Source organism: Streptomyces sp. NPDC060002 (genome assembly GCF_042737245.1).
Taxonomy (GTDB): Bacteria; Actinomycetota; Actinomycetes; order Streptomycetales; family Streptomycetaceae; genus Streptomyces.
This window is the reverse complement of record NZ_JBHWUW010000062.1, coordinates 1-25,565: the sequence shown is the minus strand read 5'-3', so window position 1 is coordinate 25,565 and position 25,565 is coordinate 1. Positions and strand designations below refer to the sequence as shown.

Sequence of the window (25,565 nt, the reverse complement as noted above, 5' to 3'; positions counted from 1 at the left end):
TGACAACCTCGGGTTGACACCCCTCTACTGTCAACCTAAGGTTGACACATGACGTCTCCACGACCCGGCACCACCTCGTCCGTCCGCCTCGACGACCTCATCGACGCCATCAAGAAGGTCCACAACGAGCCGCTCGACCAGCTCCAGGACGCCGTCATCGCCGCCGACCACCTGGGCGACGTGGCAGACCACCTCATCGGCCACTTCGTCGACCAGGCCCGCCGCTCGGGCGCATCCTGGACCGACATCGGCCGGAGCATGGGCGTCACCCGGCAGGCCGCCCAGAAGCGGTTCGTGCCGAAGGAGTCGGCCGACCTCGACGCGAGCCAGGGCTTCACCCGCTACACCCCCCGCGCGCGGAACGTGGTCATGGCCGCGCACAACGCGGCCAGGACCGCCGGCAACGCCGAAGGGCTGCCCGCGCACCTCGTCCTCGGCCTGCTCGCCGAACCGGAGGGCCTCGCCGCGAAGGCGATCGCCGAGCAGGGCGTCTCCCCGGACGCGGTCCGCGAGGCCGCGACCGCCACGCTCCCGCCGGCCGTGGAGGACGCGCCCGAGCTGGTCCCCTACGGTCCGGACGCCAAGAAGGTCCTGGAGCTCACCTTCCGCGAGGCGCTCCGCCTCGGCCACAACTACATCGGCACCGAGCACATCCTGCTGGCCCTGCTGGAGTTCGAGAACGGCGAGGGCGTCCTCAGCGGCCTCGGCATCGACAAGAGCGGCACCGAACGGTACGTCGCGCAGGTCCTGGCCACGATCTCGGTGAGGCCGGACCAGGAGTAGCTGTCGGGCCGTTGTCAGACCCCCCTGCCACACTCGCAGCATGGCCGACCGGTGGGCACTCGCTCCGACCGAGGACGGTGGCGTGGAACTCGCCCCCCTCGGTCCCGGCGGGCTGCCCACCGGCCCGGTGCAGCGGGAGGCGGACCTGGCGCGGGCCGTACGTGAGCGGCCCGACGTCACCCGCTGGGTCTGGCGTTCCACGGCCGAGGTGTATCCGCGTCTGCTCGCCACGGGGGTGCGAGTGGAGCGGTGCTACGACGTCGAGGACGCCGAGACCCTCCTCCTGGGTCACGAGGGGCGCTCCGGCGAGCCCCGCTCGGCGGCCGCCGCGCTGGCCCGGCTGCGCGGCGGACCCGTACCGCCCGACCCGCCGCAGCGCTCCGCCGCGCCCGGCGCGCAGTCCTCCCTGTTCGAGGCGCAGGACACCGCCGTCCGGCTGCCGCTGGAGGACCTCCTCGCCGTCTACGCCGAGCAGCAGCGGCGGCACGAGCGGGCCGAACACCCGGCGCGGATGAGGCTGCTGACGGCGGCCGAGTCGGCGGGGATGCTGGTGGCCGCCGAGATGAACCGGTCCGGGCTGCCGTGGAGCGCGGAGGTGCACCGCGCGGTCCTGCACGACCTGCTCGGCGAGCGGTACGCGGGCGGGGGTGAGCCCCGGCGGCTGGCCGAACTGGCCGACGAGGTGTCGGCCGCCTTCGGGCGCCGGGTCCGCCCCGACCTGCCCGCCGACGTGGTCAAGGCTTTCGCGCAGGCCGGCATCCGGATCAAGTCGACCCGGCGCTGGGAGATCGAGACCCTGGACCACCCTGCCGTGAAGCCGCTGATCGAGTACAAGAAGCTGTACCGGATCTGGGTGGCTCACGGGTGGTCCTGGCTCCAGGACTGGGTACGGGACGGGCGGTTCCGGCCGGAGTTCCTCGCGCACGGCACGGTCACCGGGCGCTGGGTGACCAACGGCGGGGGCGCCCTCCAGATCCCCAAGATCATCCGGCAGGCCGTGGTCGCCGACCCGGGCTGGCGGCTCGTCGTCGCCGACGCCGACCAGATGGAGCCGCGCGTGCTGGCGGCGATCTCCCGCGATCCCGGGCTGATGGAGGTCGCCGGCCGGGAGACCGACCTCTACCAGGCCGTCTCCGACCGCGCCTTCTCCGGCGACCGCGCCCAGGCGAAACTCGCCGTCCTCGGCGCGGTCTACGGCCAGACCTCCGGGGACGGTCTGAAGAACCTCGCCGCACTCCGCCGCCGCTTCCCGCGCGCGGTGGCGTACGTCGACGACGCGGCCCGGGCCGGCGAGGAGGGGCGGCTCGTGCGGACCTGGCTCGGCCGGACCTGCCCTCCTGCGACCGGGGCGGGGGACGAGGGTACGGAGGAGGCCGGCATCCCGGTCGACTCCGGCGGCCTTGGCGGTCCCGCAGGTCCCGTCGGGGAGGACGAGACCTCCGCCGACCGGCAGTGGGTGCCGGGGTACGCCTCGACCAACGCACGCGCGCGTGGCCGGTTCGCCCGCAACTTCGTCGTCCAGGGCAGCGCCGCCGACTGGGCGCTGCTGCTGCTCGCCGCGCTACGGCGCACCTGCGCGGGGATGGCGGCCGAGCTGGTCTTCTTCCAGCACGACGAGGTGATCGTGCACTGCCCGCAGGAGGAGGCCGAAACGGTCGTCGCCGCGATCCGGGAGGCGTCCGGCCTGGCCGGGCGGCTGACGTTCGGGGAGACGCCGGTGCGGTTTCCGTTCACCACGGCGGTGGTGGAGTGCTACGCCGACGCGAAGTGATCGGCTCCGGCCCACTCCGCCTTCGCGAGCTCGCGGGCGAAGTCCCGTACCAGGTCGTCCGAGGTGCGGCGCTGCGCGCGGCGAGTCGGGCGGCGACCACGCGCAGCGCGAGCGGCAGGCGGCCGGTGAGGTCGACGAGGGGGTGGGCCGCGTCCGGACCGGCACACCCCTCGCCCGGGCCGGAGGCCGCGCGCAGCAGGGGCCCTGCGTCCCGTTCCGCGTCGGTCCCGTACTGGTCCCGACGGCCCCTCAGATGACCGGCGGCCTGCCCAGCCGGGTCAGCCGCCACACCGTCCGCCACTTCATGGGCCGCCGATGTCCGGCCGGCTTGCGCACGCCCTCCGCGAACCCGCCGAACCAGGCCTTGAGACCGCCGAGCGAGCGGGTGCGCAGGAGGGTGACGGCGATCCAGACGCCCAGGTGGACGGGGATGAGGAGCAGCGGAAGGTTGCGCCGGACCAGCCAGACCCGGTTCCGGGCCGTGACGCGGTGGTATATCGCGTGCCGGGCGGGCGAGGTCTTGGGGTGCTGGAGCAGCAGCTCGGGCGCGTAGAGGATCTTCCAGCCGGCGTCGGTGGCCCGCCAGGCCAGGTCGGTCTCCTCGTGCGCGAAGAAGAACTCGGCGGGCCAGTCGCCGGTCTCCGCGAGCATGGTCATGCTCAGGGCGTGGCCGCCGCCGAGGAAGCCGGTGACGTACCCGCCCTGCATCGGGTCCGAGGCGCCGACGCGCGGTACGTGCCGGCGCTGGGTCTCGCCGTGCTCGTCGGCGATACGGAAGCCGACGATGCCGAGGCGCGGATCGGCGGTGTACAGGTCGCGTACGCGGCTCAGCACGCCGGCGTCGACGAGCAGCCCGTCGTCGTCCAGTTCGACCACGACGTCCACGTCGCCGTACTCCCGCAGGCGGGCGAGGGCGACGTTGCGGCCGCCGGGGCAGCCGAGGTTCTCGTCGACGTCGATCGTGGTGACCTCGCCGGGCAGGAAGAGGCGCTGGGCGAAGTCGGGGAGTTCGCAGCCGTTGCCGACGATCACGATGCGGGCGGGTGGCAGGTCCTGCTTGGCCACCGACTCCAGCAGCGCGTCGACCTCGGCGGGCCGGTTGCCCATGGTCACCACGGCCACGGCGATCCTCGGTCCCGCCACCTCTCCGATGTCCGCCACGTCCCCGATGTCCGTCACGTCCACCACGTCCCTCACTCCGTCCGGCCCTCGACGCGACCGCGTCCCGTCCACGCGCGGGCCGTCGTTCACCTAGATGTTGCCTCAGGTGCGGGCGTTGCTCCGAAGCCGCCTCATTTTGCTTCCCTTTTATGCCGGTTCTGCCTAAGCGAGTTCCGTCGGCCCGGCCTCGGCCGTGCCGGTTCTGGACACGTCAGCCCTGAACACGCCGGCTCCGGATACGTCGGCCGTGGATACGTCGGTTCAGCCGCGTCGGTTTTCCCTGCGCCGGACGAACTTGAGCCCCGACCAGTCCTCACCCAGCGCCGCGACCTTCACATCCACGACGCCGAGAGGGAGGAAGAGGTCGCGGAGGGCGTTCTCGGTGATGTCGCTGACATGTCCGGCCGCCTTGCGGGGCCAGGCGATCCAGAGCATGGCGTCGTCGGCGAGGTCGCGGACGAGGGCCCGGGTCTCGGCGGCGAGGTCGGTATGGGCGCGGTAGAAGGCCACGGTGAGGTCGGCGTCGCGGGGGCCGCCCGGGGCGAGCTGGACTCCGTCGGGGAGTCCGGGGACCTCCCACCCGGCCGGGGCGTGGCGCAGCCGCACCCGTTGGCCGGGCTTGACGCCGAGTTTCCTGGCGAGGGGGGTGCCGGAGTAACCGCCGGTCGCGGCCGAGTCGCTCACGGGCTCACCGTAACCTCGGACCGGACCCGCCCCCGGTCGGAATCACCTCACCTGGAGGAAAGCCGTGCCCCTCCGCTGTGCCGTACTCGACGACTTCCAGAACGTCGCGACGACTCTCGCCGACTGGTCGGTGCCGGCGTCGGGCGAGGAGGTGGAGGTCGTCTCCTTCACCGAGCACTTCGGCGACGAGGACGCACTCGCCGTGGCGCTCGCCGGCTTCGACTGTGTGGTCACCCTGCGGGAGCGCGTCCCCTTCCCGGCGTCGCTGCTGGACCGTCTCCCCCGGCTGCGCCTGCTGATCGCCTCCGGCATGCGCAATTCGGTGATCGACTTCGCGGCGGCGAAGGCGAACGGCGTGACGGTGTGCGGTACGGAGAGCTCCTCGACTCCGCCGGTCGAGCTGACGTGGGCGTTGCTGCTGGGCCTCGCGCGCGGGCTGGTGCAGGAGAGCACCGCTCTGCGGGAGGGCGGGCCGTGGCAGTCCACCGTCGGCGCGGACCTGCACGGGCGGCGGCTCGGACTGCTGGGCCTGGGGAAGATCGGGAGTGCGGTCGCCCGGGTGGGCCTCGCCTTCGGCATGGAGGTGAGCGCCTGGAGCCAGAACCTGACGGCGGGTCGGGCGGCGGAGGCAGGCGTGCGGTTGGCGGCCTCGAAGGAGGAGCTGCTCGCCGGGAGCGACTTCGTGTCGATCCACCTCGCCCTGAGCGACCGCACCCGGGGACTGCTCGGCCCCGCCGAACTGGCCCTGCTCAAGCCGACGGCGTACCTGGTGAACACCTCGCGGGCGGCGATCGTCGACCAGGACGCGCTACTGACGGCGCTGCGTGAGGGCCGTATCGCGGGCGCGGGGGTCGACGTCTTCGACGTGGAACCCCTCCCCGCCGACCACCCGATGCGAACGACTCCCCGCCTCCTGGCCACTCCCCACCTGGGCTACGTGTCCCGGGCGAACTACGAGCGGTACTACGGGCAGGCGGTGGAGGGAGTGCGGGCGTATCTGGCGGGGGCGCCGGTGCGGGTGCTGGGCTGAACTCCGGCACCCACGACGGGGCGTGGGCCGGACCGTCTACTCGGTGGCGTCGAAGAGCTGGGCCGCGCCGGTCGCGTGGACCGCACGCTCGGACCAGACGGCCAGTTGGTCGGAGTCGGTGCGGGCTTCGACCCGGGCTCGGACGTCTTCCGGCACGGTGATGCCACGCCACTCAAGAATGCGAAGAGTCATCTCGGCCCGCTCCCGGACCCGACCCTCCTCGCGGCCTTCCTCCCGGCCTTCCTCCCGTACCTCCTGGGCGAGCGGGTGTCGCCAGAAGTACTGCATCGCCGTCATCAGGTCCCTCCACATCTGCCGGACCTGGTCATCCGCCAGGCACGAGTCGACGAACTGCACGAGGACCGAGGCACTGTCGCGGTCGATGGTCCGCAGGGCGGCTGCCAGCGATTCCAGTATGGCGGGAGCCTGTCGCCCGCGGCCGTGTGTCATGGCGGAAAGCACCGCAAGAGCTACGTCCTGCTTGGCCTCTTCCTCGGTGGCGATGACGGGGACACTGTCCGGCCCCAGCACGAAGGGCCGCACTGTCAGCGAGGGCACACCGCGCACGCCGAGGTGGATGGGCTGCGCCGCCCAACGGGCGGTGGCGCTGCTCTGGGTGACGACGATCAGCACCGGTTCACAGCGGTACTTCTCGTAGAGGTAGCTGAGGCAGTACGGCCAACTGCCGCGTTTCCTCTCGTCCGGCTGGCCCTGCGACTCCACGACCAAGAGGTAGCTGCCCTCGTCCGTCTCGGCCCGCAGCAGCGTGTCCACGCGGCGCTCGACGGGCTCGACCTCGGTGAGGTCGACGTTCATGCCGGCGAAGTCGTACGGCGCGGGAAAGGGAATGCCTAACACCTGTTGCAGGGCACGGGTCAGCAGCGCGGGGTCTGGACCCGGCGCAGCGTGACGGGCCGGAAGGTACGGCCCTCGTCGATTCCGAAGCTCAGCTCGGCGCCCTTCGAACGCTCTTCCGTAAGCTGAAGGCGGAGTCGCTGGAGCCCGGAGCCTCGCGCGACTTCATGAGCAGGCTGGCGAAGGAACTGTGAGGCGCGCTGTGACCACTCCCGGCAACTGGCAGAAGTCATCCTTCTCCGGGGGCTCCGACGGCAACAACTGCCTCGAACTCACCGCCACCCCCGCCACCCTCCACCTCCGCGAGAGCGACACCCCGGCAACGGTCCTCACGCCCACTGCCGACGCCCTCGCCCACCTCCTGGCAGGCATACGCACCGACGCCCTCAACGAACCGATATGAAACCGGTCATGTGTCTTTTCTGCGAGGCCCGGAGCCCGGGGCCGGACGGAATCCCAGAGCCTCGTTGACAGCGAGTGAAATTTCTATGAGGCGTTCGCGAGGAACGGCGGGGACCCGGAAAGCGTTGCCGGTGGCTCCCGCCAGAAAGCCATCCGGCAGATCAACCGCGTACTTCTCCACATAGTGGCCGAGGTCCCAACGCCAAACCCATTCGCCGTCGCTCAGCACGGATGAGCCGCTTCGGATCCGCCCCTGACCATCCACCACGTCGAGGCAACTCTCCGAGACGTCGAGGATGGGGTGCCCTGCCCTGAGGTAGGCGACCACTTCGCTCACCGGATAGGACGCGGGCGTTCCCAGGGCCTCCTGAATGTCTTCGGAGTACACAGCAGGCCCTTGTGGTTCAAGCTGGCGATAAAACCCGACGAAATGCACTACGAGTCACCCTCCTACGATGGGAAGGAATATACGCCAGTACCCGCCCTCAGCGATTTGCGGGGTCTGACCGGGGCCAAGGCTGGGATTGGTACCCACCTTGTTGGTGGGAGCGCGCACGATCACTCCCATCTCATTGGCGACCTGCTGCGCGATGCCGGAATTGTCAGCCCCTGAGTGACAGACCATCAGCCTGATGTTGCCGCCCCTGTAGTTAGGGTTGTTGGTGACCGCGTCGACGAGCTGGCCACCGTTCACCTGCCCTTCCTCAAGGTCGAGGTAGCCATCTCGCGTACCGTGAGCGACGACATCGTGCTCACCCTCGTTCAGAACGTTCTGGGAATTCCTCACGGTGCTCGGGTCGTCGCCCACTCTGGTGAACGTGTCGCCGTGGGTGACGCTGCTGCCGGCGGGTATCGCCCCATCCATCTCATCGAGGCCATTGCCCGAGCCCCCACCGCCGGAGTTCCCCGAGTCCTCCTTGCCCGACTTGCTGCGCGAGCCGCCGGACTTGTTCTCCGCCTTGCCGCCGCCCGAGGAGCCCTTGGACTGGGCGCTTCGGCCGGACTTGACCTGGACCGAGTTACCCCTGGCGCCCTTCGAGCCGGTGTGGGCCTTCTTCTTCAGGGCCTCCGCGGCTCGCTTGGCCGCTTCTCTCGCCTTGCGCTTCGCCTCGGCTGCGGCCGCCTCCGCGGCCTTCTTCGCCTTCAACAGCGCGACCTTGGCGGCCTTGGCCGCCTTCATGCCGATCTCGGCGGCGCGCTTCGCCGCGCGGAAGGCCTTGACCGCGCTCATCGTGCCCTTGAAGGCACGCCACATCTTCTTGCCCTTGGAGAAGACGCTGGTCCACGGGATGGCGTCCATCAGGAGGCTGCCGCAGGCCCACAGGTCGCCCTGGGTGAAGCAGCCGACCACGTCGTTCCAGCCGATGAACTCCTTGAACACGGCCCAGCCGGTCGCCAGGATCACATCGCCGATCGAGCGGTTCAGCGTTTTCTGGTACTCGGCCATCTTCGCGTCCAGCGCCGCGATCGAGGCGTCGAAGCTGGATGCCGAGGAGGTCAGACCGGACGGGTCGGCGTGGGTCACCGGGCTGTTGTTGGCGTACGAGTAGCCGTTGGCCTGGAGCGGATCGCTGTCGTCCAGGACCGGGTCGGCCGAGATGAAGCGGCCCGTCCCGGGGTCGTACTCCCGGGAGCCCATGTGCGTCAGGCCGGTCTCGTTGTCCTCGTCGCCCGTGTGGAACCCGGTGTGCGTGCGCGGTCCGAGGTTCGCGGCGCGGTCCTCGCCCCACGGGTCCCGCTTCGTGGTGCGCACGGTCATGCCGGCGTCGAAGCGGACCTCCGCCACCGGGGTGCCGTTGAGGTCTGTCGCCTGGGCGAACAGGTACTCGGCGACGCCGGCCGTGCTGTTGGTGCCCTCGCGGTAACGGGTGACCGCCGGGCCGCCGATGCCCGCGTAGGTGCGCTCGGTGTAGCGGGTCTTGCCCGTGGTGGTCAGCGAGACCTTGGTGTCGGGGAGGTTCAGCACCGCGCCGGCGCCGGTGCGCTCCAGCAGGCGGTTGCCCATGGCGTCGTAGACGTAGGTCGTCTTGGAGGCGGGCTTCCACAGCTGGGTGGCGACGGTCGAGTTGCAGGCCGCCAGGGTGAGGTCCGTGCCGGCCGTCGACGCGGGGGCGGACAGGCACAGGCCCGACGAGTGCTTGATCTGTCCCGTGCTCAGGGTCTCCCAGCGCTGCGCCGTGGCGGTGGCCGCCACGGTGGTGTCGCAGACCTGCATGAGGACCGCCGACCCCGCCGCGGTGCCGGTCGGCTGGGCGCAGCTCCCACCGGCGACGAGCTGGCCGATCGCCGTGTTCTCGACCGTGCCGTTGTTGTCGGCGTCGGTGGCCTTGAGGCGGAAGTTCTGTGCCTTGCTGCCGTTGCAGACGTAGATCTGGACGGCGGTGCCCGCGGCGTTGCTGCCGTTGGACAGGTCCAGGCACATGTCGCCGGTGCCCACCCAGGCGCCCGAGCCGTCCGCGCCGAAGCCCGTCACGGACTCGACCTTGCCGTCCCAGGTCCAGGTCAGGGCCTGGGCGGTGTCGCCGCCCGTGCTGCGCTTCTCCAGGTCGCCTGCGCTGTCGTACGTCTGGTCCGAGCGGGTCTTGACCGCCGCCCCGGCCGCTGTCGTCGACGTGGTGGTGTACGAGGTGAGGGTGTGCGGCTGGTCGTTCTTCGCGGTGTCGCTGGTGCCGTAGGCGTAGTCGGTGACGACGTCGCCCTTGGTGTCACGCACCCCGGCCGTGATGGTCGGGGTGGCCTGGTACGCCGTCTTCTTGGTGCGGTTGCCCAGGACGTCGTATTCGTACGACTGCCAGTAGCCGGAGTTGTTGGCGGAGACGTTGACCTTGCCGTCGGAGTAGACCGGCTCGGCGGTGGTCTTGCCGGTGGCGACGCAGGCGCCGCCCGGCGTCGTCCACGCCTCCTTCAGCTGACCGAGCGCGTCGTACTTGAAGCACTGCTGGTCGGTCGTCGTGCCCATGCGGTCGGCGACGGACAGGACGTTGCCCGAGGCGTCGTAGGAGTAGGAGCGCTTGCTCACCTCGCTGCCGGGGACGAGGGTCGTGTCGGGGGTCGAGGTCTCCCGGATCAGCCTGCTGGTCAGCAGCTCGCCGGTGGACTCGTCGAGGGTGTTCTCCTGCCACAGGCGGCGACCCACCTCGCCCACCGTCGCGCGCAGCACCTGCCCGTACGGCGAGTACGCCGTCTCGGAGGCGTACCAGTCCTTGCCGGAGACCGTGGTCGGCAGGCCGGCCTCGTTGTAGCGGGTGATCACGGCTTCGGCGTCGAGGCCGCCGGCCGCCGGGGCGGTGTACTTCTCCAGCTGGCCGTCGGCGTTGTACGCGTAGGAGTACGTGTACTGGGTGGCGAAGCCTTCGGCGGTCAGGCCCGCGGTCGAGCCGGGCGGCAGCGCCGTGGTCATGGCCGTCGGCTGGTAGTCGGCCGTGTATCCGCCGACGCTGGTGGTGTACGCCTTGCCGTCGTTGAGGCGGGTGGCCGAGGACAGCTGGCCCTTGCCGCCGGGCGCGGCGTCGTAGGCGTAGGTCTGCGCGACGGTCGCGGTGGTGGAGCCCTTCGGCGTGACCTTGACCTGCTCGACGCGGTTCAGGCGCTCGTAGGTGTACGAGACGGTCTGGCCGCGGGCGTCGGTCGCCTTGTCCACGCGGCCGTACGCGTCGTAGTCGGTGTGGGCGGCGCCCGCGTCCGGGTCGGTGGTGTCGGTGACCCGGCCCAGCGCGTCGTACTTCCAGGTGCGGGTGTTGCCGACGTCGTCGGTGCTGGTCACCATGTCGCCGCGGACGTCGTACTCGTAGGTCGTGGTGATCGCGCCGGCCTCGGTCAGCGAGGTGTCGCCGAAGGTGTCCTGGCGGGTGGTGCGGCCCAGCGCGTCCGTCCACACCCGGGAGGCGGGCGTGCCCTGCGGCTGGCGGACGACCGTGTAGTCGAGGCCGTACTCGTAGCGGGTGCGGCGGTCCGTGGTCTGCACGTCCTTGCCGGCGTTGGTGAACTTCTCGCCCGTCTGCGGGTAGGAGCTGTGCACCGGAGTGACCGTCAGGACGCGGCCCAGGCCGTCGTACGTGTACGAGGTGGCGTTGGGGACCAGCGCCTCGGAGTCGGGGGCGACCAGCTTGGTGTCCGGGTCGCCCTCCATGTAGTACGCGTTGCGGGTGTAGCGCACCTGGCCGGAGCTGTTGTGCAGGGTGTCGGTGACCAGTCGGCCGCCGTCCACCGCGGGGGTCTGGGTCTGGCGTTCGCGGCCCAGGCCGTCGTAGATCGTGGTCGACGACTGGTACGTGCCGTCGCCGGCGGCGGTGCTCGGGTTGCCCGAGAGCGACTCGGTGACCACAGATACCGGCTTGTCCGAGTCGATGTCGTAGGTGTACCTGACCGTCGGGTCGTCCGTCGCGGCCTGCGTGGCGTCCCAGGCGGCGACGGCGCGGCCGAGCGGGTCGTACTCGTACGACTCGACGTGGTTGTTGGCGTCGGTCGACCTGATCGTGACGCCGCGGCCGGGCTCGAGGGTGGCGATGTCGGTGAAGCCGGTCTCCACCCCGTCGACGACCTTGCTGCCGGTGACCGTGTCGATCCGGTAGACCTGGCCGCTGTCCGGCGTGTACTTGGTCGTGTCGACGACGCCGGTCGGGTCGGTGGCCTTGACGACGCGGCCGAGCGCGTCGTACTCCATTCGCGACTCGGGGTTGGCCGTCTCCCAGCCCGTGCCGGTGCCGGTCGGCGCGACCGTCCTGGTCACCAGGCCCTTGGTGGGCGCTGCGGTGTGCGAGGTGGCGCCGTCGTAGTACATGCGCGAGGCGCTGACCAGGGTCGAGGCGGTGGCGCTGGAGAGGTCGGCGGAGCAGGTGGTCGTGCCGGTGGTGGTGACGGTCTGGGCGACCAGGCCGACGAGGTAGGTGTCGCCGTCCGTGTTGTGCGTGTACGAGGTCGCGGTGCACGACTCGTCGCCGGTGACGGCCGTGTCGCCGAACTCGCGAACCTTGGTCGGTAGTCCGTAGGTGGCGTCGTAGTCGGTCTGGGTGGTCAGCGTGCGCAGGTAGGAGCCGTCCGGGCCCTTGACCGAGGCCTTGCTGACGGTCCTGGTCTCGCCGAGGGTGACGCGCTCGGACACGACGTCCGGGCCGTCGGTGCGGTTGCGGGTGGCCAGCCGGACCGGGGTGTCGGGGATGTTGACGGTTCGGGCGGTCCAGCCGGTCTTCGTGTCCGCGCTCGTGTCGGGGTAGGTCAGCGACTCGGCGACCATGCCGGCGTACGCCTTGCGGTCCTCCTTGAGCACCGCGCCGTTGATGTCCGTCATGTCGGAGGAGCGCTTGACGTCGTCGGACGCCTTCTCCGGGGTGTCGTCGGCGAGGACGTCGTCGCTCATACCCCGGAAGTAGCGGGTGACCGACTTGGAGGCGGCGGTGCCCTCACCCGCGTCCGTCACGCCGGTGGTCGTGATGACGGTCGGATAGCCGCGCCAGTCGTCCCAGGTGCGCTTCTTGGGACGGGAGAACTCCGACTGGTTCTTGGCCCACAGCGCGCCGTCCACCGCGTCGCCGAAGGTCTCGTACTTGTACTGCGTCACGATCTCCTTGGAGTCCGACAGACGCGGAAACTCGGTGATCTTGTCGACGACGTACTTGTGGAACCAGGAGATGCGTTTGTCCTCCAGCTCACCGTCCGCGTGCCAGTAGGCCGGATAACAGAGCTGGTCGTTCTTGTCGACGGCCGCCCGGGTGGCGCCGGTGAGGCACTTGTCGTCGGGGGCCTTGTAGTCGATGTGGGTGCGGCCGCCGTACTCGGAGACGACCTCCTGGATGCGCAGCCGGGCGAACACCTCGTCCGGGTCGGACGCGCTGGTCCCCACGCGGTTGGGCAGCGCGCTCTCGTTGTGACCGAAGGAGACCGGCTTGAGGGCGGCGGAGGAACCGTCGACCGCGTACCCGACCCGGCCGATGGACTCCAGCCACAGGGCGGTGTACTCGCCCGTCAGGTTCCACGGGAACGACTGCTTCAGGCCCCAGGAGTCGACCTTCGACAGCAGGGTCGTGGTGGCCGAGTCGCCCGCCAGACCACAGGCGTTGCGCTGACCGCTCTCGTTGCCGTCGGCGTCGGAGGTGTACTCCGTGAGCCGGACGCCCTGCTCACGCTGGGCGCAGGAGTCGACGGATACCAGCCGCTTGCGCGACCAGAAGGTCGGAGCGTACGTCTGGCACTTCTTGCCGGACTCGCAGGAGAGGTCGGCCGGGGTGTCGAACCAGGGCCGGGTCCGGTCGGACTGCTTGGAGTCGAAGTTGGTCCCCGAGCACGCCACCTTGAAGGCGTTGTCGTCGAAGCAGCGCTCGGCGGCGTGGAAGCGCATCCGGCCGAGCGGCTCTTCGCTGAACAGGGTTCCGGCGCGCTGCCCGTAGTCGATGTGGGTCAGGTAGCCGCCCCGGTCGTACACGACCGGAGGCTTCTCCTTCATGTTCTGCGCGTAGGAGTTCTTCTCCTGCTCCCACCACAGCGTCATCGCGCTGCCGGTGGTGTCCACGACGTAGTCGAGCTGGAAGCGCCAGCCCTGGTCGCAGAAGGAGTCCTTGAACGCGGGCTTGTAGCAGGGGTCGGTGTCGTGGTTGCCGGCGACGGGTACCGACAGCACCGACTTGGTCTCCGGCTTGCCGGAGGTCCAGCCCGGCAGGCGGTTGAGGCCGAAGTAGTACTGGGTGTTGTCGTCGGTGGTGACGCGCCAGAACTCGCCGTTGTCGTCACCGTTGTTCGAGCCGTCGATGCCGGTGATCCGCTTGTAGTCGGCGGCGTCGAGCAGCTCGACGCGCATGTTGTCGCCGCGGGCGCTCTTCCACTGCTTGGTGGTGTCGTCGCGCACCAGCTCGGTGGTGGTCCCGTTCAGGGACAGCACGGCGTTGTACGAGCCCCAGCACTGGTCGCCGGTGAAGTGACCCTTGTTGTTGGCGTTCGCGGTGTCGGCGGCGCAGCCCACGAAGGTGCGGGTGATGGAGCCGGGGTTGTAGTCCCAGCCCTCGCCGACCCAGGAGACCTGGTTGTTGGTGGAGGACGTACGTCCGTCCGACGTCTGCGAGTTGTAGCTGAGGGTGACGTTGGGCGAAGGACCGGCCGGGACCTGCGGGGCGGCCATCGTGTACGCGTAGCTGAACGCGCCGGAGGAGCCGCCGGCCGTCCAGGAGCCCGCGGACACGATCGGGCTGGCGGAGAAGTCGCCGCCGGAGCCCGCGCCGTAGGAGCTGCCCACGAGGAGGCCGCCGCCGGAGGAGTCGGCGATCTGCCGTACGGCGTCGGCGGGGCGGCCGGCATACCAGACCGCGGAGTTCACCGTGGAGTCGTTGCCCTGGTCGACGGCGGTGCCGGCGGTCGCCGTGGACGTGGCGCCCGAGACGGTCCGCAGCGCGGCCGTGTCCAGGGTGACGTTGACGAAGGTCTCCGGCACCGGCTTGTGGTCGTCGGTGGAGCCGACGACCTCGTCGGCCGCGCCGTCCTCGCCGGAGTCCTCCTCGGAGCCCGAGGAGTCACCGGCGTCCACCGCCACGCTGACGGTCCGGCCGGTGCGCTCGACGTCGGTGGTCACCGGAACGCCGGTGGAGCACTCCTCGACGTCGGGCGTCTCGGCGTAGCAGGACGGCATCAGGGTGAAGGAGAGCCGGTCGAGCCACTGGGCGCTGTAGGTCTCGGCGAGCTTGGTGGCGTCGATGGAGACGACGGCGTCACCGGTGGCGGTGTCGGGCGCGTCGACGGCGAGCATGAAGCCCTGCGCGCCGTTGGCCACGGCCGTGTCCTCGGACGCGGCGGCGACGCTCCACTGGCCTTCGAGGGCGTCGACCTGGGCGGCGGAGGCGCCCTCGGGCGCGCCGACACCGATGCTCATGACGCCGTCGGCCGACTTGGCGACCTCGGTCGTGGTGCCGGCGGCCATGGTGTCGACGGCCTTGCTGCCGGACGCCTCCGGGACCTCGGCGACGGCCGCCGGGTCGTACGGGCTCTCCGGCTCCGTCGAGATCTGGCCGGACAGGTCCTCGAGGGCGCCGGTCAACTCCTCGTCGACCGGCACCGGATCCGTCTCCTGGAGCTCGGCGAGGTCGACCGGCGTACGGGTGTCGTCGGGGCCGAAGGCCTCGGCACCGGGCAGGAGGGCCACATTGAGGGCAAGGACCAGCCCGGCTATGACGCCGAGCCGGGCTCTACGACGGGCCAGGCGTTCACGCGGCGATCTCGCCAGCGAACCCCTCCCGCACCACGACAGCACCGCACGCACGGTCAATTGACCCTTTCCGAGTCATAAACCATCAGAAACATGCGGACCGATGGCACATGGTGATCAGCGAATTACAAAACCGAGCACGAACATAAAGGAGCTGTGAAGATCCGCGTCAAGGTGTGCTGAATGTGTGTTAGCTATGTCACTGATCAAAACAAGACAAAGATCGGCAAAGAAACTTCCCAGGGCTCTTTACGCCTGTATTGCCAACCCGCCCCCACTTCAGGGGTGTTGATCTCACCCGGAGTAGCTGTCCATACTCCAACCGCCCAATCCGACGCGTCGCGCGCTCGTCACGGCTTGTCACCAGGCCCGAGGGCACCCCTGGAAGAGCCATGCCGCGGCGGTAAGTCACCTCGCGGCCAAGCCTGTTGGAGAAGGGCCCTTGAGCGACCTCGACACCGCCACGGAACCAAGTCCGCCCGGCAGACGGCGCCTTCGGCGCGCCGTCGCCGCCGCCGTCGCGCTGGCCGTGCTGGCCGGCGGCGCCGCCGTGCTGACCCTGCGGAACGGCTCCGCCGACCCCTCCGACACCAAGGCCGAGCGCGCCACGCGGCCGATCGACGAGGACGAAGCCCAGCGCCGCGCCCGCAAGAGCGGCAAGCAGGTCGAAGTCGCCGCGCTGACCGACGAGTTCTCCACCACGACGGCCAACGCCGACGGGTCGTTCACCTACGAGGTGTCGGTCGCGCCCGTGCGGGCCAGGAACGCCGAGGGCGCGTGGGCGCCCGTGGACACCACGCTCAAGCGGGCCGGCGACGGCGACGGCGATGACAAGGGCTGGCGCACCGTCAACAGCCCCTACCCCGTGACCTTCGCCGCCGGCGACCCGGACCGCGCCCCCGCCCGCAAGGCGGCGGCACGCACCTCCGGCGCCACCGCCCGGACGGCCGTCTTCCGCACCGGCGTGGGAGCCGGCACGAGTGCCGGTACCAGCACCAGTACGGGCACCGGCACCGGCACCGCCGAGCGGATCGACGACGCGGCCGACACCTCGTGGACCCGGCTGCTGACGATGACCGCCGAGGGCCACGCGATCGACCTCGACTGGCCAGGCACGCTGCCCGAGCCGGTCGTCGAGGACAACCGCGCGCTGTACGAGGGCGTCCTGCCCGGCGTGGATCTGATGCTGTCCGCGCGCGACACCGGCTTCACCCACGTCCTCGTGGTGCACACCCCCGAGGCCGCCGCGCAGCTGGCCGCAGCCCCGCCGCGCTACCGCGTGACCTCCACCGACCTCACCTTCGCCCTCGACCCGTCCACCGACGTGCTCATGGCCAAGGACGGCGGGGGCAACGAGATAGCCGTCTCCCCCACCCCGTTCCTGTGGGACTCCGCGGGCACCCACGAGTCGGACCCCGAGACGGACCCCGAGACCGCCGACCCGGAGTCCGCCACCGGCACCAACGAGGACCCCGAGATCGTAGAGAAGACCGCGGAAGGGGCGGGCGCGGCCGACCCCGCCGCCTACGCGCGGACCTCCGCCGCGGACGACACCCTCGCCCTGCCCGCCCTGAACGGCCCCGGCGAGGGCGCCCACGCCGCCACCGCCGCCGCCGACTTCGACAACGGCAGCGGCGTCCTGACCGTCACCCCGCCGAAGAGCTACCTCACCACCACCGAGAACCTGACCTACCCGCTCTTCGTCGACCCCTCCACGACCGGCGTCCGCGCCAACTGGACCACGGTCTACAAGCGGTACCCGGGCTCCAGCTTCTACGACGGCGCCAACTACAACGAGGACACCAAGGAAGCCCGCGTCGGCTTCGAGAAGCAGACCTGGGGCACCGCCCGGTCCTTCTTCAAGATGAAGATCAAGAGCTCCATCAAGGGCGCGACGGTCTCCAGCGCCACCCTGAAGGTCCTCGAAACCCACTCCTGGTCGTGCAGCAAGCGCACCGTTCAGCTGTGGCGGACCGACCCGTTCGGCACCAAGACCACCTGGAACAACCAGCCCGCCTGGAAGAGGAAGATCACTTCCAAGTCCTTCGCCTACGGCTGGAAGTCCAACAGCGCCTGCCCGAACGCCAACGTCAACTTCACCATCACCTCGCTGGCCCAGGAGGTCGCGAACAACGGCTGGACCGACTTCAACGTGGGCCTGGTCGCCTCCACCTCGTCCTCCGCCCCGACGGGATCCTCCAGCAGCCTCGAGACGGACACGTACTCGTGGAAGAAGTTCCAGGCGGAGGGCGGCGGTTCGCCCACGGCGGCCATCACCTACAACCGCAAGCCGAACACCCCGACGACCCTCACCATGAGCCCCGGCTCCTGTGACACCAGCGCCTCCCCGTACATCAAGATCGGCAAGTCGGCGAACATCTCCATCAGCGCCAAGGCCACCGACCCGGACGGCGTCCTCAAGGAGCTGGAGTTCGAACTCACGCGGACCGACACCGGCGCCAAGACCGTCTTCCACCGGCCGACGACCAGCGGTTCCGCCATCTCGGCCCCCCTCACCGGGCTCGTCAACGGCGTCACCTACCAGTGGCGGGTACGCGCCTGGGACCCCGACGCAAGCAGCCCCTGGGCCCCGACCAGCGGCACCCTCTACTGCCGCTTCGTCTACGACGCCGCCCTGCCCGACTCCCCCGCGCCCGTCGTGTCGACGGACTTCCCCGGTGACGAGGACGAGGACGGCAACCCCGAGGCCTGGTCCGTCGCCCCGTTCGGCACCGGCGGCGCCTTCACCTTCGCGGTCGGCGACACCTCCGAGACCGACATCGTGAAGTTCGTCTACTCCATCAACTCCACCAGCTACGCCGGCTACGTCTGCGCGAACGGCAAGCAGGGCACCACCGGCGGTCTCACGGCCTCCTGCACCACGCCCGTCAAGTCGGCCACGGTCACCGGCGTCAAGCCACCGGCCGCCGGTCCCAACACCCTGTACGTCAAGTCGTTCGACGCGGCCGGCAATCCGTCCCCCAACGCCCGCAAGTACTTCTTCTACGTCAAGCCCCGCCCGACTCCGGACGGCCCCGGCGACCTCAACGGTGACGGCAGCGCCGACCTCGCCCATGTCACCGCCGCCGGCAACCTGTGGATCGACACGGTCTCCGAGAACGGCGCCTGGATCTCCAGCTCCTTCGGCACCCACGACAAGGGCACCCTGATCAAGGACGGTGCCACCGCCCCGCACATCTGGCAGACCAAGGACGACGGCACGACCAGCTACGCCCTCGTCACCCACAACGGCGACTTCGCCCCCGCCGACGGCATCTCCGACTGGGTGGTCCGCACCCCCGACGGACGGCTCTTCGTCTACCCCGGCGACGGCTACGGCGCGATCGACGTCAGCAAGCGCGTCGAGGTACGTCTTCCCGCCAACGCCCCCGCGCCCGCCACCTTCTCGGAGATCAAGTCGGCCGGCGACATCACCGGTGACGGCCAGCCCGAGCTGTTCGTCGCCGGCGGCGTGAACGGCGCCGAGTTGTGGATCCTGAGCGGCTACACCGGCGGAGCGTTCAGCGAGGCCACCCAGATGACCACGACCTCCTGGGCGGAGGCCGACCGGGACTTCGTGGCGATCGCCGACTACAACGGTGACGGCGCGGCCGACATGACCTACCGCACCGCGGCGGGCAACATCATTCTGCGCAAGGGCATCCTCGACACCGACGGTTCCGGCACCGTCCTCAAGAGCCTGGGCCAGTCCGGCTGGAGCCTGGACGGCGACGACACCTACGCCGCCTCCACCTTCACCCGCGCCGCCTTCCCGCTGATCTACGGCACGCCCGACGCCACCGGGGACGGCATCCCCGACATCTGGACGGCCAACACCGCCGGAGCGCTCCTCCTCTACAAGGGCGGGGCCACCGCCATCGGCGCCGCGACGACGCTGCGTTCGAGCGGGTACACCACCACCTCGGTGAAGCAACTGGGCTGACCGGCCCCCGGCCGTCAGCGCCCAGAACGACCGGTGCCCCCTGCCCACCCGGGCAGGGGGCACCGTCCTGCGCGCCTCGAACCAGCCGACCGGCTACCTGCTGCCTGCCTGCCTGCCGTGATATGGCGCCCAGGGCCAGCCAGCCGGCCCTGTGTTGCGGGCGCCGAAGCAAGCGGGTCGTGCACCGCAGCCCGAGTCCCGCGCCGACAGCGGCCATCAGATACGCGGCGGGGTTCTCTCACATGCGTCTCGGCAGAGCGGACGACCCGGCGGACGCGGTGTGCGGACAGACACGGTGACGCGGACACGAGGACGCATCGGGGTGCTGAGGTCAGGGACAGGTGAGCGACGGCAATCCCCGTCCCCGCCGCACGGGTTGGCCGGCTCGGCCGGGAGGCAGGACCCGGGATGCACGGCAGCCCTGTTGAGGGGGACAGGGCAGAGGGGAACCGACCGCCTGCACGGTTCTGGCCGAAGCGACGTCCGTCACCACCATCGCCGAGTAAGCCACCGTTGGCGCCGACCAGACCCCTGACACCGACGCCCCGGGCCTGCAGCGACAGAGGCGCAGGCAGAGGCGCAGGCAGAGGCGCAGGCAGAGGCGCAGGCAGGCTCAGGTGCCGCCCGGCATGCGTCTGCCGCTCTTCGTCGGCCCCGGAACCCGCGACTGGGACCAAGACTGAGACCCGCGACAGCCGCGCGGCCCGCGCTCAGCGCCCCCGCCGCACCCACCAAAAGCAGAAGCCCCAGGTCACGGCGAGTGAGTCCTGAGGCTTCGGCAGAGCCGCCTTCGGGATTCGAACCCGAGACCTACGCATTACGAGAACGCAAGATCATTGCCCCGGGCTTCCCTGACCGTCCCTGTTTTCACTGTCTGCACAGGTCAGGGGGCACGGGGGTCGTCCGGGGCTTGGTGATCGTTCACGGGTTTTCACTGTCCTTCCGGCCCCATCCGGGCCCCAGGGAGGGCCCGTCGGCAGGCTCGCCAAGCCCTAGCCGGGCAGGTCTCCAGTTCAGGGCCGGACGATAAAGGGGCGTCCAGCGCACCATCTTTGCGCCGCGAAGAGAGGCCCCACCCCGCCATGGACGGCATCCTTGACGTTGCAGATGTCTTGCAAGGCCGTCTTCGTGCGGGACCACTCCTTATTCCGCGGGGGCCCGCAGTTCGCTCGTCAGCTGCTGACCAAAGCCACGGTTCCCTCGCACTCCTGGCATCGTCGTGTCGCTTGCCGCCTCGTGTTGCCCTCTGTCGCAACCGCCGGATAGCTGCTGCCCAGGCGGTCCCAGAGCCCAGGCGCCGGGGCGGGGATCCAGCCCCAGCGTGGTGCCCTCACCAACTCCTCTGTGAGGTGAGCGCACGCTCCCGGCAGGTGCGCATACTGCGTGGGCGAGATCAGGATCGCGTCCGCGGGAAAGCGTCGCCATTCCTGCCGTGGCTGAACGGCAGGACGCACTTTTCGCACGGACCCGTCAGTTGGGCAACCGCATCCCAGCCCGATGATGCACTCACACCGCTCGCAACGTTCTTCCTTCACAGCCCCGCTCATTCCGCTCCCCCACAGGGCCCCGTGCCCCGCTTCCAAGACTCACGCCACGTTGGTGAAGACCCGGTAGACGATCTTCCCTTCGAACTCCGCGAACCCGAGCGACTTGTAGAACGCACGAGCACCGGGGTTGTCACGGTCGGTCATCCACTCGACGCGGCTGCACCCGGGACGCGCGGCGGCGACGGCACGGAGTTCGTCCATGAGCCGCGCGCCGACGCCCTGTCGGCGGAGGGTGTCGCGGACGTACAGCTCCTTGAGGAAGAGGGAGTGCGTGGAGCCGGCACTGGGCCAGAGGAACGAGTAGGCGGCGAGGCCGACGATGTCACCGGCTTCGTCTTCGATCAGGAGCGCGGAGGCCAGCGGCGGCGAGCCGAAGAGGGCCTCCTCCACCTGGGCCCGGCGTTCCTCGAACGGCTGGATCTCCGTCGACTCGTAGAACCGCTCGATCTCCTCGATCAGCTCGGCCACAGCTGTGATGTCCCGCTTGTCGGCGGGCCGGATCGTCACGCTCATCGGCATCTCCCGTGCTTCCTCAGCTTCAGTCTCTTCGTTCACTCGCTCCAACGCGCGGTCCCGTCGTGGAGTACGGCATGGCTACGGAGGCGGAGCAGTCGACGCGTAGGTGTCGTCCCATCCGTGCTCTCGCAGGGAGTCCTGGACGTGCCGGATGAGGTGCTCCAGGTCCGCGCAGTAGACGGAGGGGTTTCGGTAGCCGCTGCCGGTGCTGAAGCGATGCGGGAGATAGCCTCCGCCGCAGACGTCCGCCAGCGGGCAGCTCTGGCACTGCTCGGCGAGCGCGGCCTTGCCGTGCTGTCGGTGCATAAGTTTCGGATGCCGAAGGGCCTCGTCGAAGGAATGGCTGAAGACGTCGAGCCCAAGCCAGGAGGCTCCTTCCTCGACGGACCGCAGGGTGTCCACGCCCTCGATGGTGCCGTCGGACTCGATGACGACACTCGTCGGCGGGGCGAGACCGAGCGTCTCCACCGAGCCGCGCACGCCGGAGCTGAGCGCCACGATGTCCTCCAGCATCCGGACACTGTGCTGGTACTCGGGACGGGCGAGCCAGGCGTCGTACACCCGACTCATCCACAGCCCGTACTCGGGCACGCTCGGGTCGTGGCGGTGCGGTGGGTCGTCGTGGGTACCGTGCGGCAGCCCGAAGTCGATCACCGGCGGCTCGAAGGAGGCCAGGTAGTCGTGGACCTCCACCGGGTCGTTGGCCAGGTCCACGACGGCGAGCAGTCCCGCGAACAGGTGCGGCCGGGACCGCAGGAGGGCGATGCCGCGCGCGGTGGCGGCGGCACTCGACCGCCCGGCGTGAGTCAGCCGGTGCAGGTCGTTCGCAGCCGGCGGCCCGTCGAGGCTGACGCCCACGGCCACCTCGTACTGCTCGAAGAGGTCCAGCCACGCTTCGGAGAGAAGCGTGGCGTTGGTCTGGAGCTCGAAGCGGACCTCCGTGCGGTCCGGGATCCCGCCCCGGACGGCGTCCAGCAGATCGGCCGTGTGTCGGGCGCCAGCGAGCAACGGCTCCCCGCCGTGCAGCACGACGTGGACAGTCGGCAGGCCGTGCGCCGTGACGTGTTCGCCGATCCGTCGGGCCGCGGCTCGGGCTACGTGCAGGTCCATCCTGGCGGGCAGACGACGCGCCGCCTGGTCCTTGGAGTTGAAGACGAAGCAGTAGTCGCAGTCGATGTTGCAGCGGTTGGCGACCTTGAGGATGAACGTCCGGAAGGGGGCGATGTCTTCGAGCAGTGTCATCGAGCGAGAGCGTTCACAAAGGCCAGGGCCAGATGAGCGAGGCCGTGTGGGCGCCGTCACCGACAGGGTTCGTGGCGGCCTGTTCGACTGCCTGTCGCTGGCGTACGCGGGCGGCGACGCGGTCCAGGACCACGTTGCCCCGCGCGGACTGCCGATCGGTGACGGCCGTGGTGTGCGGTGCGGGAACGGATGTGCGTGACGGCATTCAACGCTCCTCGTGATGCGTGATGGACGTGCCCGGAAGCCGAAGCCAGCGCGGTGTCGGCGGTTGAAGGGACAGATCGGTTCGCAACGTAGCAGCGTCGCCACTCACCGCGACATGCAATATCTGGCCATGCGCTCAGCTCATCCCGCCTGCGACACCAAGAGCCGTTCGATGTCGTCGACCGACGCGCTCGCACCCAACTGCCGGTACACGGTGACCGCTTCACGCAGTGGCCCCTCGGCCAGGGCAGGCCCTTCTACCATCCAGTCGCAGCGGCCGATCCCCTCCAGCGCCCGCGCCGTCTCCAACGGACAGCGGACGTCGCGAGCCAGGCCCAGCGCCTGCTCGAAACGCCGGCGCCCCGCGGCCGGATCACCGGACATACGCGATAGCGCTCCCCAGTGGTTAAGCACCTCCGCCTCGCCGCAGCGATCGCCGAGCTCGCGCAGGATCTCCAGACTCTGCCGGAACGCCTCGACAGCACCGTCCTGCTCACCGACGAGCCCACGGGCGACGCCCAGCTCGCTCAGCGAGGCAGCCTCGCCGCCGCGGCTGCCGAGATCGCGATAAGTCTCCAGAGCCTCCTCCAGCACGCGGATCGCTGTCGGTGCGTCGCCGGACAGACGGTCCAGCACCCCGAGGTGGCGGATGCTGTTCGCGCGGCCGAAGCGGTCGCCGAGATCGGTGTAATGCTCCAGCGCCTGGGTGTGGGCTTCGCGAGCACCGTCGAGATCGCCGGTGAGTCGCCGCACCACGCCCAACTCGTTGAGGGCGTACGCCTGGTGGACCCGGTCGTCCAACTCCTTGTAGATGTCGAACGATTCGCGGTGTCGCCGAGTGGCCAGGCCGTACTCGCCCATGAGGCAGTGCACGATGCCGAGGTCCCGAAGCGAGTTGGCCTCTCCGTACCGGTCGCCGAGCTCACGGTAGATGGACAGCGCTTCGGACTGTGCCTCGACCGACGCGTCGAACCGGCTCGTCTGCCGACGCACCATGCCGAGGTCCGCGAGGGAGTTGGCTTGTCCGTGCCGGTCTCCCAGCTGGCGGTAGAGGGCAAGAGCCTCTGTCTGGGCGCGGGCCCCGGCTTCGTTGTCCGCGGTCAGATACCAGACGATGCCCAGCTGGTTGAGGGCGCCCGCCTTACCGCGCAGGTCGCCGACAGCCTCGTACTGCGTCACCGCCTCGTTCAGGGCTTCGGTCGCCTCGGGGTAGGCGGCCATGAAGCGCCGTACGACACCGAGTTCGGTCAGCGCGCCGGCCAGCGCCCGCTGATCGCCGGTGTGACGGGCGGCCTCGGCGGCGGTCCGGTGCAGCCCGACGGCCTGGTCCCAGGGCCCGGCCTGCCGCAGGAAGGGAGCCATCGCCGCGGCCACACGGATCACGAGGTCGTGCTGGGCGAGCCCGTTCGCCTCTCGAATGCAGGCCAGTACGTTGGGCCGCTCGTTCTCCAGCCAGTCCAGGGCCGCAGTACGCGACTCCATGGCGGGTGTCTCCACCTCCGCCGCGCCGCCCGGTGGAGGTGGTACGACGGCACCGTCACGGACGATGTGTTCGTTCACGACGGCGAGTGCGGCCAGGTAGTAGGTGCACACACGCTGGACGGCCTGCACGTGGTCCATGCTGTCTTCCTCGTCAGCGAGACTGCGGGCGTAGTCGCGTAAGAGGTCGTGAAGCCGGTAGCGGTTTCCCGGGTGCTCGTCGATCAGGTGCGCGTCGTAGAGCGCGTCGAGTTGCAGGCGGGCGACTGCCACCGAGACCGCGCCGAGCGCGGCCCCGGCGTACGCGTCGAGATCCGTACCCGGGTAGAAGCCCAAGCTCCGGAAGAAGTGTTGGCGCTCTGGGGCGAGATCCTGGTACGAGAGGTCGAACGTCGCGGCGACCGCACGCTCCCCTGCCCGTAGCTCTCCCAGTCGGTCGCGGGAAGTAATCAGCCGCTCGCGCAGGTCCTCGGCGCTCCAGGACGGATGATGGCGCAGCCGTGCCGCGAGCAGCGAAACCCCCAGTGGAAGGTACCCGCACAGCCGCACCAGCTCCTCAAGCACATCACGGTCGAAGGTGTGCGCCGGCCGCCCGCTGAGCCGCACGAACAGGTCTACCGCGTGATCCGGCGGCAGCGCCTCCACCGGCAGCACCATCTCCTCGTGGGCGGCGAGTCGCTTGCGGCTGGTCACCAGCACCAAACAGTCGCTTCCGCCAGGGAGCAGGGGCTCCACCTGCCGGTAAGTAGCCGCGTTGTCGAGGATGAGCAGGGCCTTCTTCCCTGCCAGCCGGCTCCGCCACATGGCGGCGCGAGCCTCCGTGATCGCACCCATATCGTCGCCGACGGGGATCCGCTGAGTCGGCACACCGACCGCCGTGAGGAGCGAGGCCAGTGCTTCGGATGCCTGCACGGGACTGCGGCCCGTCGTGTGCCCGTTCAGGTTCACGAAAAGCTGCCCGTCGGGGAACCGCTCGGAGAGCACGTGCCCGGCGTGCACCGCGAAGGTCGTCTTCCCCACTCCGGGCATCCCGTCGATGACATGGACCAGCAGGGCCTCTCCGTTCTCCTGTGCAGCACGTACCGAGCGCACCAGCGACTCCAGCTCGGCCGACCGGTCGGTGAACGCAGTGGTGTCTCGCGGCAGCGACCTCAGTACCAGGGCGGCCCCGGGCAGACCTGATCCATCATCCGGGCGCACTGCCGGCTCGGGGCTCTGACCCGGTGTCCGGTGATCGTCCAACGCAGCGAGTAGCGCCGTCAGCCCGGCCGTGACCACTCCCAGAATGGCGAACGACAGCCAGGGATGCGCCTGCAACCACCCCAGCCATGAAGGCCAATGCGACTGCGCCGACACGGCGTTCGTTACCAGGCCGGCGAGCATCGTGGTCACCGCACCACCAGCGGCGACGGCGGCGATTGCGACACCGCGGCGGAGCCTCACGTGCACACCGCCCCTTCGGCAATGCCAGGCGCATCGGTTTCAAGGCAATTGTGTCTCAACAGCGCGCTCAGATCCGACCTGGCCACGAAGGCAACCCCCGAAATTCGACACCCCCACTTCACCAAGCGGACCAGCCCCTACGGACCTTGGTCAAGGTCACGTCTGCGCCAAGAGCGTCTCGTTCTCCACCTGCTGTGCCCTCCACCAGCTCCTTAGAAAATCCTGAGCTAAGACTTGTCCCGTAAATGATCTTCGTGCCTTCCGCGACCAGCAACCCTGTCCGCTGGTCCGGATGTGCGGCAGACTTCGGGCAACAGGCA

Annotated in this window: 14 protein-coding genes; 5 read left to right on the top strand and 9 right to left on the bottom strand. The window is 69.9% G+C overall.

What is annotated here, in order from left to right; translation table 11 throughout:
• Positions 1-48: 48 nt before the first annotated feature.
• Positions 49-783: a Clp protease N-terminal domain-containing protein gene (locus ACFWBD_RS35320; protein ID WP_385676183.1), complete on the top strand. Its 735-nt coding sequence runs from the start codon at positions 49-51 to the stop codon at positions 781-783.
• A gap of 40 nt (positions 784-823) precedes the next feature.
• On the top strand, positions 824-2,554 hold the full coding sequence (locus ACFWBD_RS35315) for a bifunctional 3'-5' exonuclease/DNA polymerase (RefSeq protein ID WP_385676180.1): 1,731 nt from the start codon (positions 824-826) through the stop codon (positions 2,552-2,554).
• A 249-nt stretch (positions 2,555-2,803) separates the two neighbouring features.
• Here ACFWBD_RS35315 and ACFWBD_RS35310 read toward each other — a convergent pair whose 3' ends face one another.
• Positions 2,804-3,697: a glycosyltransferase family 2 protein gene (locus ACFWBD_RS35310; protein WP_385676230.1), complete on the bottom strand. Its 894-nt coding sequence runs from the start codon at positions 3,695-3,697 to the stop codon at positions 2,804-2,806.
• A 279-nt stretch (positions 3,698-3,976) separates the two neighbouring features.
• Positions 3,977-4,399: a DUF3052 domain-containing protein gene (locus tag ACFWBD_RS35305; RefSeq protein WP_385676177.1), complete on the bottom strand. Its 423-nt coding sequence runs from the start codon at positions 4,397-4,399 to the stop codon at positions 3,977-3,979.
• A 64-nt stretch (positions 4,400-4,463) separates the two neighbouring features.
• Here ACFWBD_RS35305 and ACFWBD_RS35300 point away from each other — a divergent pair, with 64 nt between their 5' ends.
• On the top strand, positions 4,464-5,429 hold the full coding sequence (locus ACFWBD_RS35300) for a D-2-hydroxyacid dehydrogenase family protein (RefSeq protein WP_385676174.1): 966 nt from the start codon (positions 4,464-4,466) through the stop codon (positions 5,427-5,429).
• Between the two features lie 36 nt (positions 5,430-5,465).
• Here ACFWBD_RS35300 and ACFWBD_RS35295 read toward each other — a convergent pair whose 3' ends face one another.
• Positions 5,466-6,287, bottom strand: coding sequence for a hypothetical protein (locus ACFWBD_RS35295; RefSeq protein WP_385676172.1), 822 nt, complete (start codon positions 6,285-6,287; stop codon positions 5,466-5,468).
• A 199-nt stretch (positions 6,288-6,486) separates the two neighbouring features.
• On the opposite strand from ACFWBD_RS35295, the gene ACFWBD_RS35290 reads away from it, so the two are divergent.
• Positions 6,487-6,687, top strand: coding sequence for a DUF397 domain-containing protein (locus ACFWBD_RS35290; RefSeq protein WP_385676169.1), 201 nt, complete (start codon positions 6,487-6,489; stop codon positions 6,685-6,687).
• 6 nt (positions 6,688-6,693) lie between these two features.
• Here ACFWBD_RS35290 and ACFWBD_RS35285 read toward each other — a convergent pair whose 3' ends face one another.
• Together ACFWBD_RS35285 and ACFWBD_RS35280 are read right to left on the bottom strand one after the other, a co-directional pair.
• Positions 6,694-7,122, bottom strand: coding sequence for a hypothetical protein (locus ACFWBD_RS35285; protein WP_385676166.1), 429 nt, complete (start codon positions 7,120-7,122; stop codon positions 6,694-6,696).
• A 6-nt stretch (positions 7,123-7,128) separates the two neighbouring features.
• Positions 7,129-14,925 (bottom strand): ricin-type beta-trefoil lectin domain protein, encoded by a 7,797-nt coding sequence (locus ACFWBD_RS35280; protein WP_385676227.1) that lies wholly within the window; start codon positions 14,923-14,925, stop codon positions 7,129-7,131.
• Between the two features lie 388 nt (positions 14,926-15,313).
• Between ACFWBD_RS35280 and ACFWBD_RS35275 the strand changes: the two genes are divergently transcribed.
• Positions 15,314-18,814 carry a DNRLRE domain-containing protein gene (locus tag ACFWBD_RS35275; RefSeq protein WP_385676163.1) on the top strand — a complete coding sequence of 1,167 codons (3,501 nt, stop codon included), beginning with the start codon at positions 15,314-15,316 and terminating at the stop codon, positions 18,812-18,814.
• A gap of 1,586 nt (positions 18,815-20,400) precedes the next feature.
• Here the strand turns inward: ACFWBD_RS35275 and haaN are convergent.
• The 4 genes from haaN to haaT form a co-directional block, all read right to left on the bottom strand.
• A complete protein-coding gene (haaN, locus tag ACFWBD_RS35270) occupies positions 20,401-20,874 on the bottom strand; it encodes a cyclophane-containing RiPP N-acetyltransferase HaaN (RefSeq protein WP_385676160.1) in 474 nt (157 codons plus the stop codon).
• A gap of 81 nt (positions 20,875-20,955) precedes the next feature.
• Positions 20,956-22,119, bottom strand: a complete 1,164-nt coding sequence (locus ACFWBD_RS35265; RefSeq protein ID WP_385676157.1) for an FxsB family cyclophane-forming radical SAM/SPASM peptide maturase — start codon at positions 22,117-22,119, stop codon at positions 20,956-20,958.
• Between the two features lie 13 nt (positions 22,120-22,132).
• Complete coding sequence (gene haaA, locus ACFWBD_RS35260) at positions 22,133-22,324, bottom strand: HaaA family cyclophane-containing RiPP peptide (RefSeq protein WP_385676154.1); 192 nt, start codon at positions 22,322-22,324, stop codon at positions 22,133-22,135.
• Positions 22,325-22,464: 140 nt separating this feature from the next.
• Entirely contained in the window at positions 22,465-25,245 is a 2,781-nt protein-coding gene (gene haaT / locus ACFWBD_RS35255) for a cyclophane-containing RiPP biosynthesis TPR protein HaaT (RefSeq protein ID WP_385676151.1), read from the bottom strand.
• Positions 25,246-25,565 lie beyond the last annotated feature (320 nt).

Bases quoted from the DNA above. Each gene is read 5' to 3' on its own strand.
- haaN (WP_385676160.1), bottom strand. From the start codon at position 20,874: ATGAGCGTGACGATCCGGCCCGCCGACAAGCGGGACATCACAGCTGTG.
- ACFWBD_RS35320 (WP_385676183.1), top strand. From the start codon at position 49: ATGACGTCTCCACGACCCGGCACCACCTCGTCCGTCCGCCTCGACGAC.
- ACFWBD_RS35315 (WP_385676180.1), top strand. From the start codon at position 824: ATGGCCGACCGGTGGGCACTCGCTCCGACCGAGGACGGTGGCGTGGAA.
- haaA (WP_385676154.1), bottom strand. From the start codon at position 22,324: ATGCCGTCACGCACATCCGTTCCCGCACCGCACACCACGGCCGTCACC.
- ACFWBD_RS35265 (WP_385676157.1), bottom strand. From the start codon at position 22,119: ATGACACTGCTCGAAGACATCGCCCCCTTCCGGACGTTCATCCTCAAG.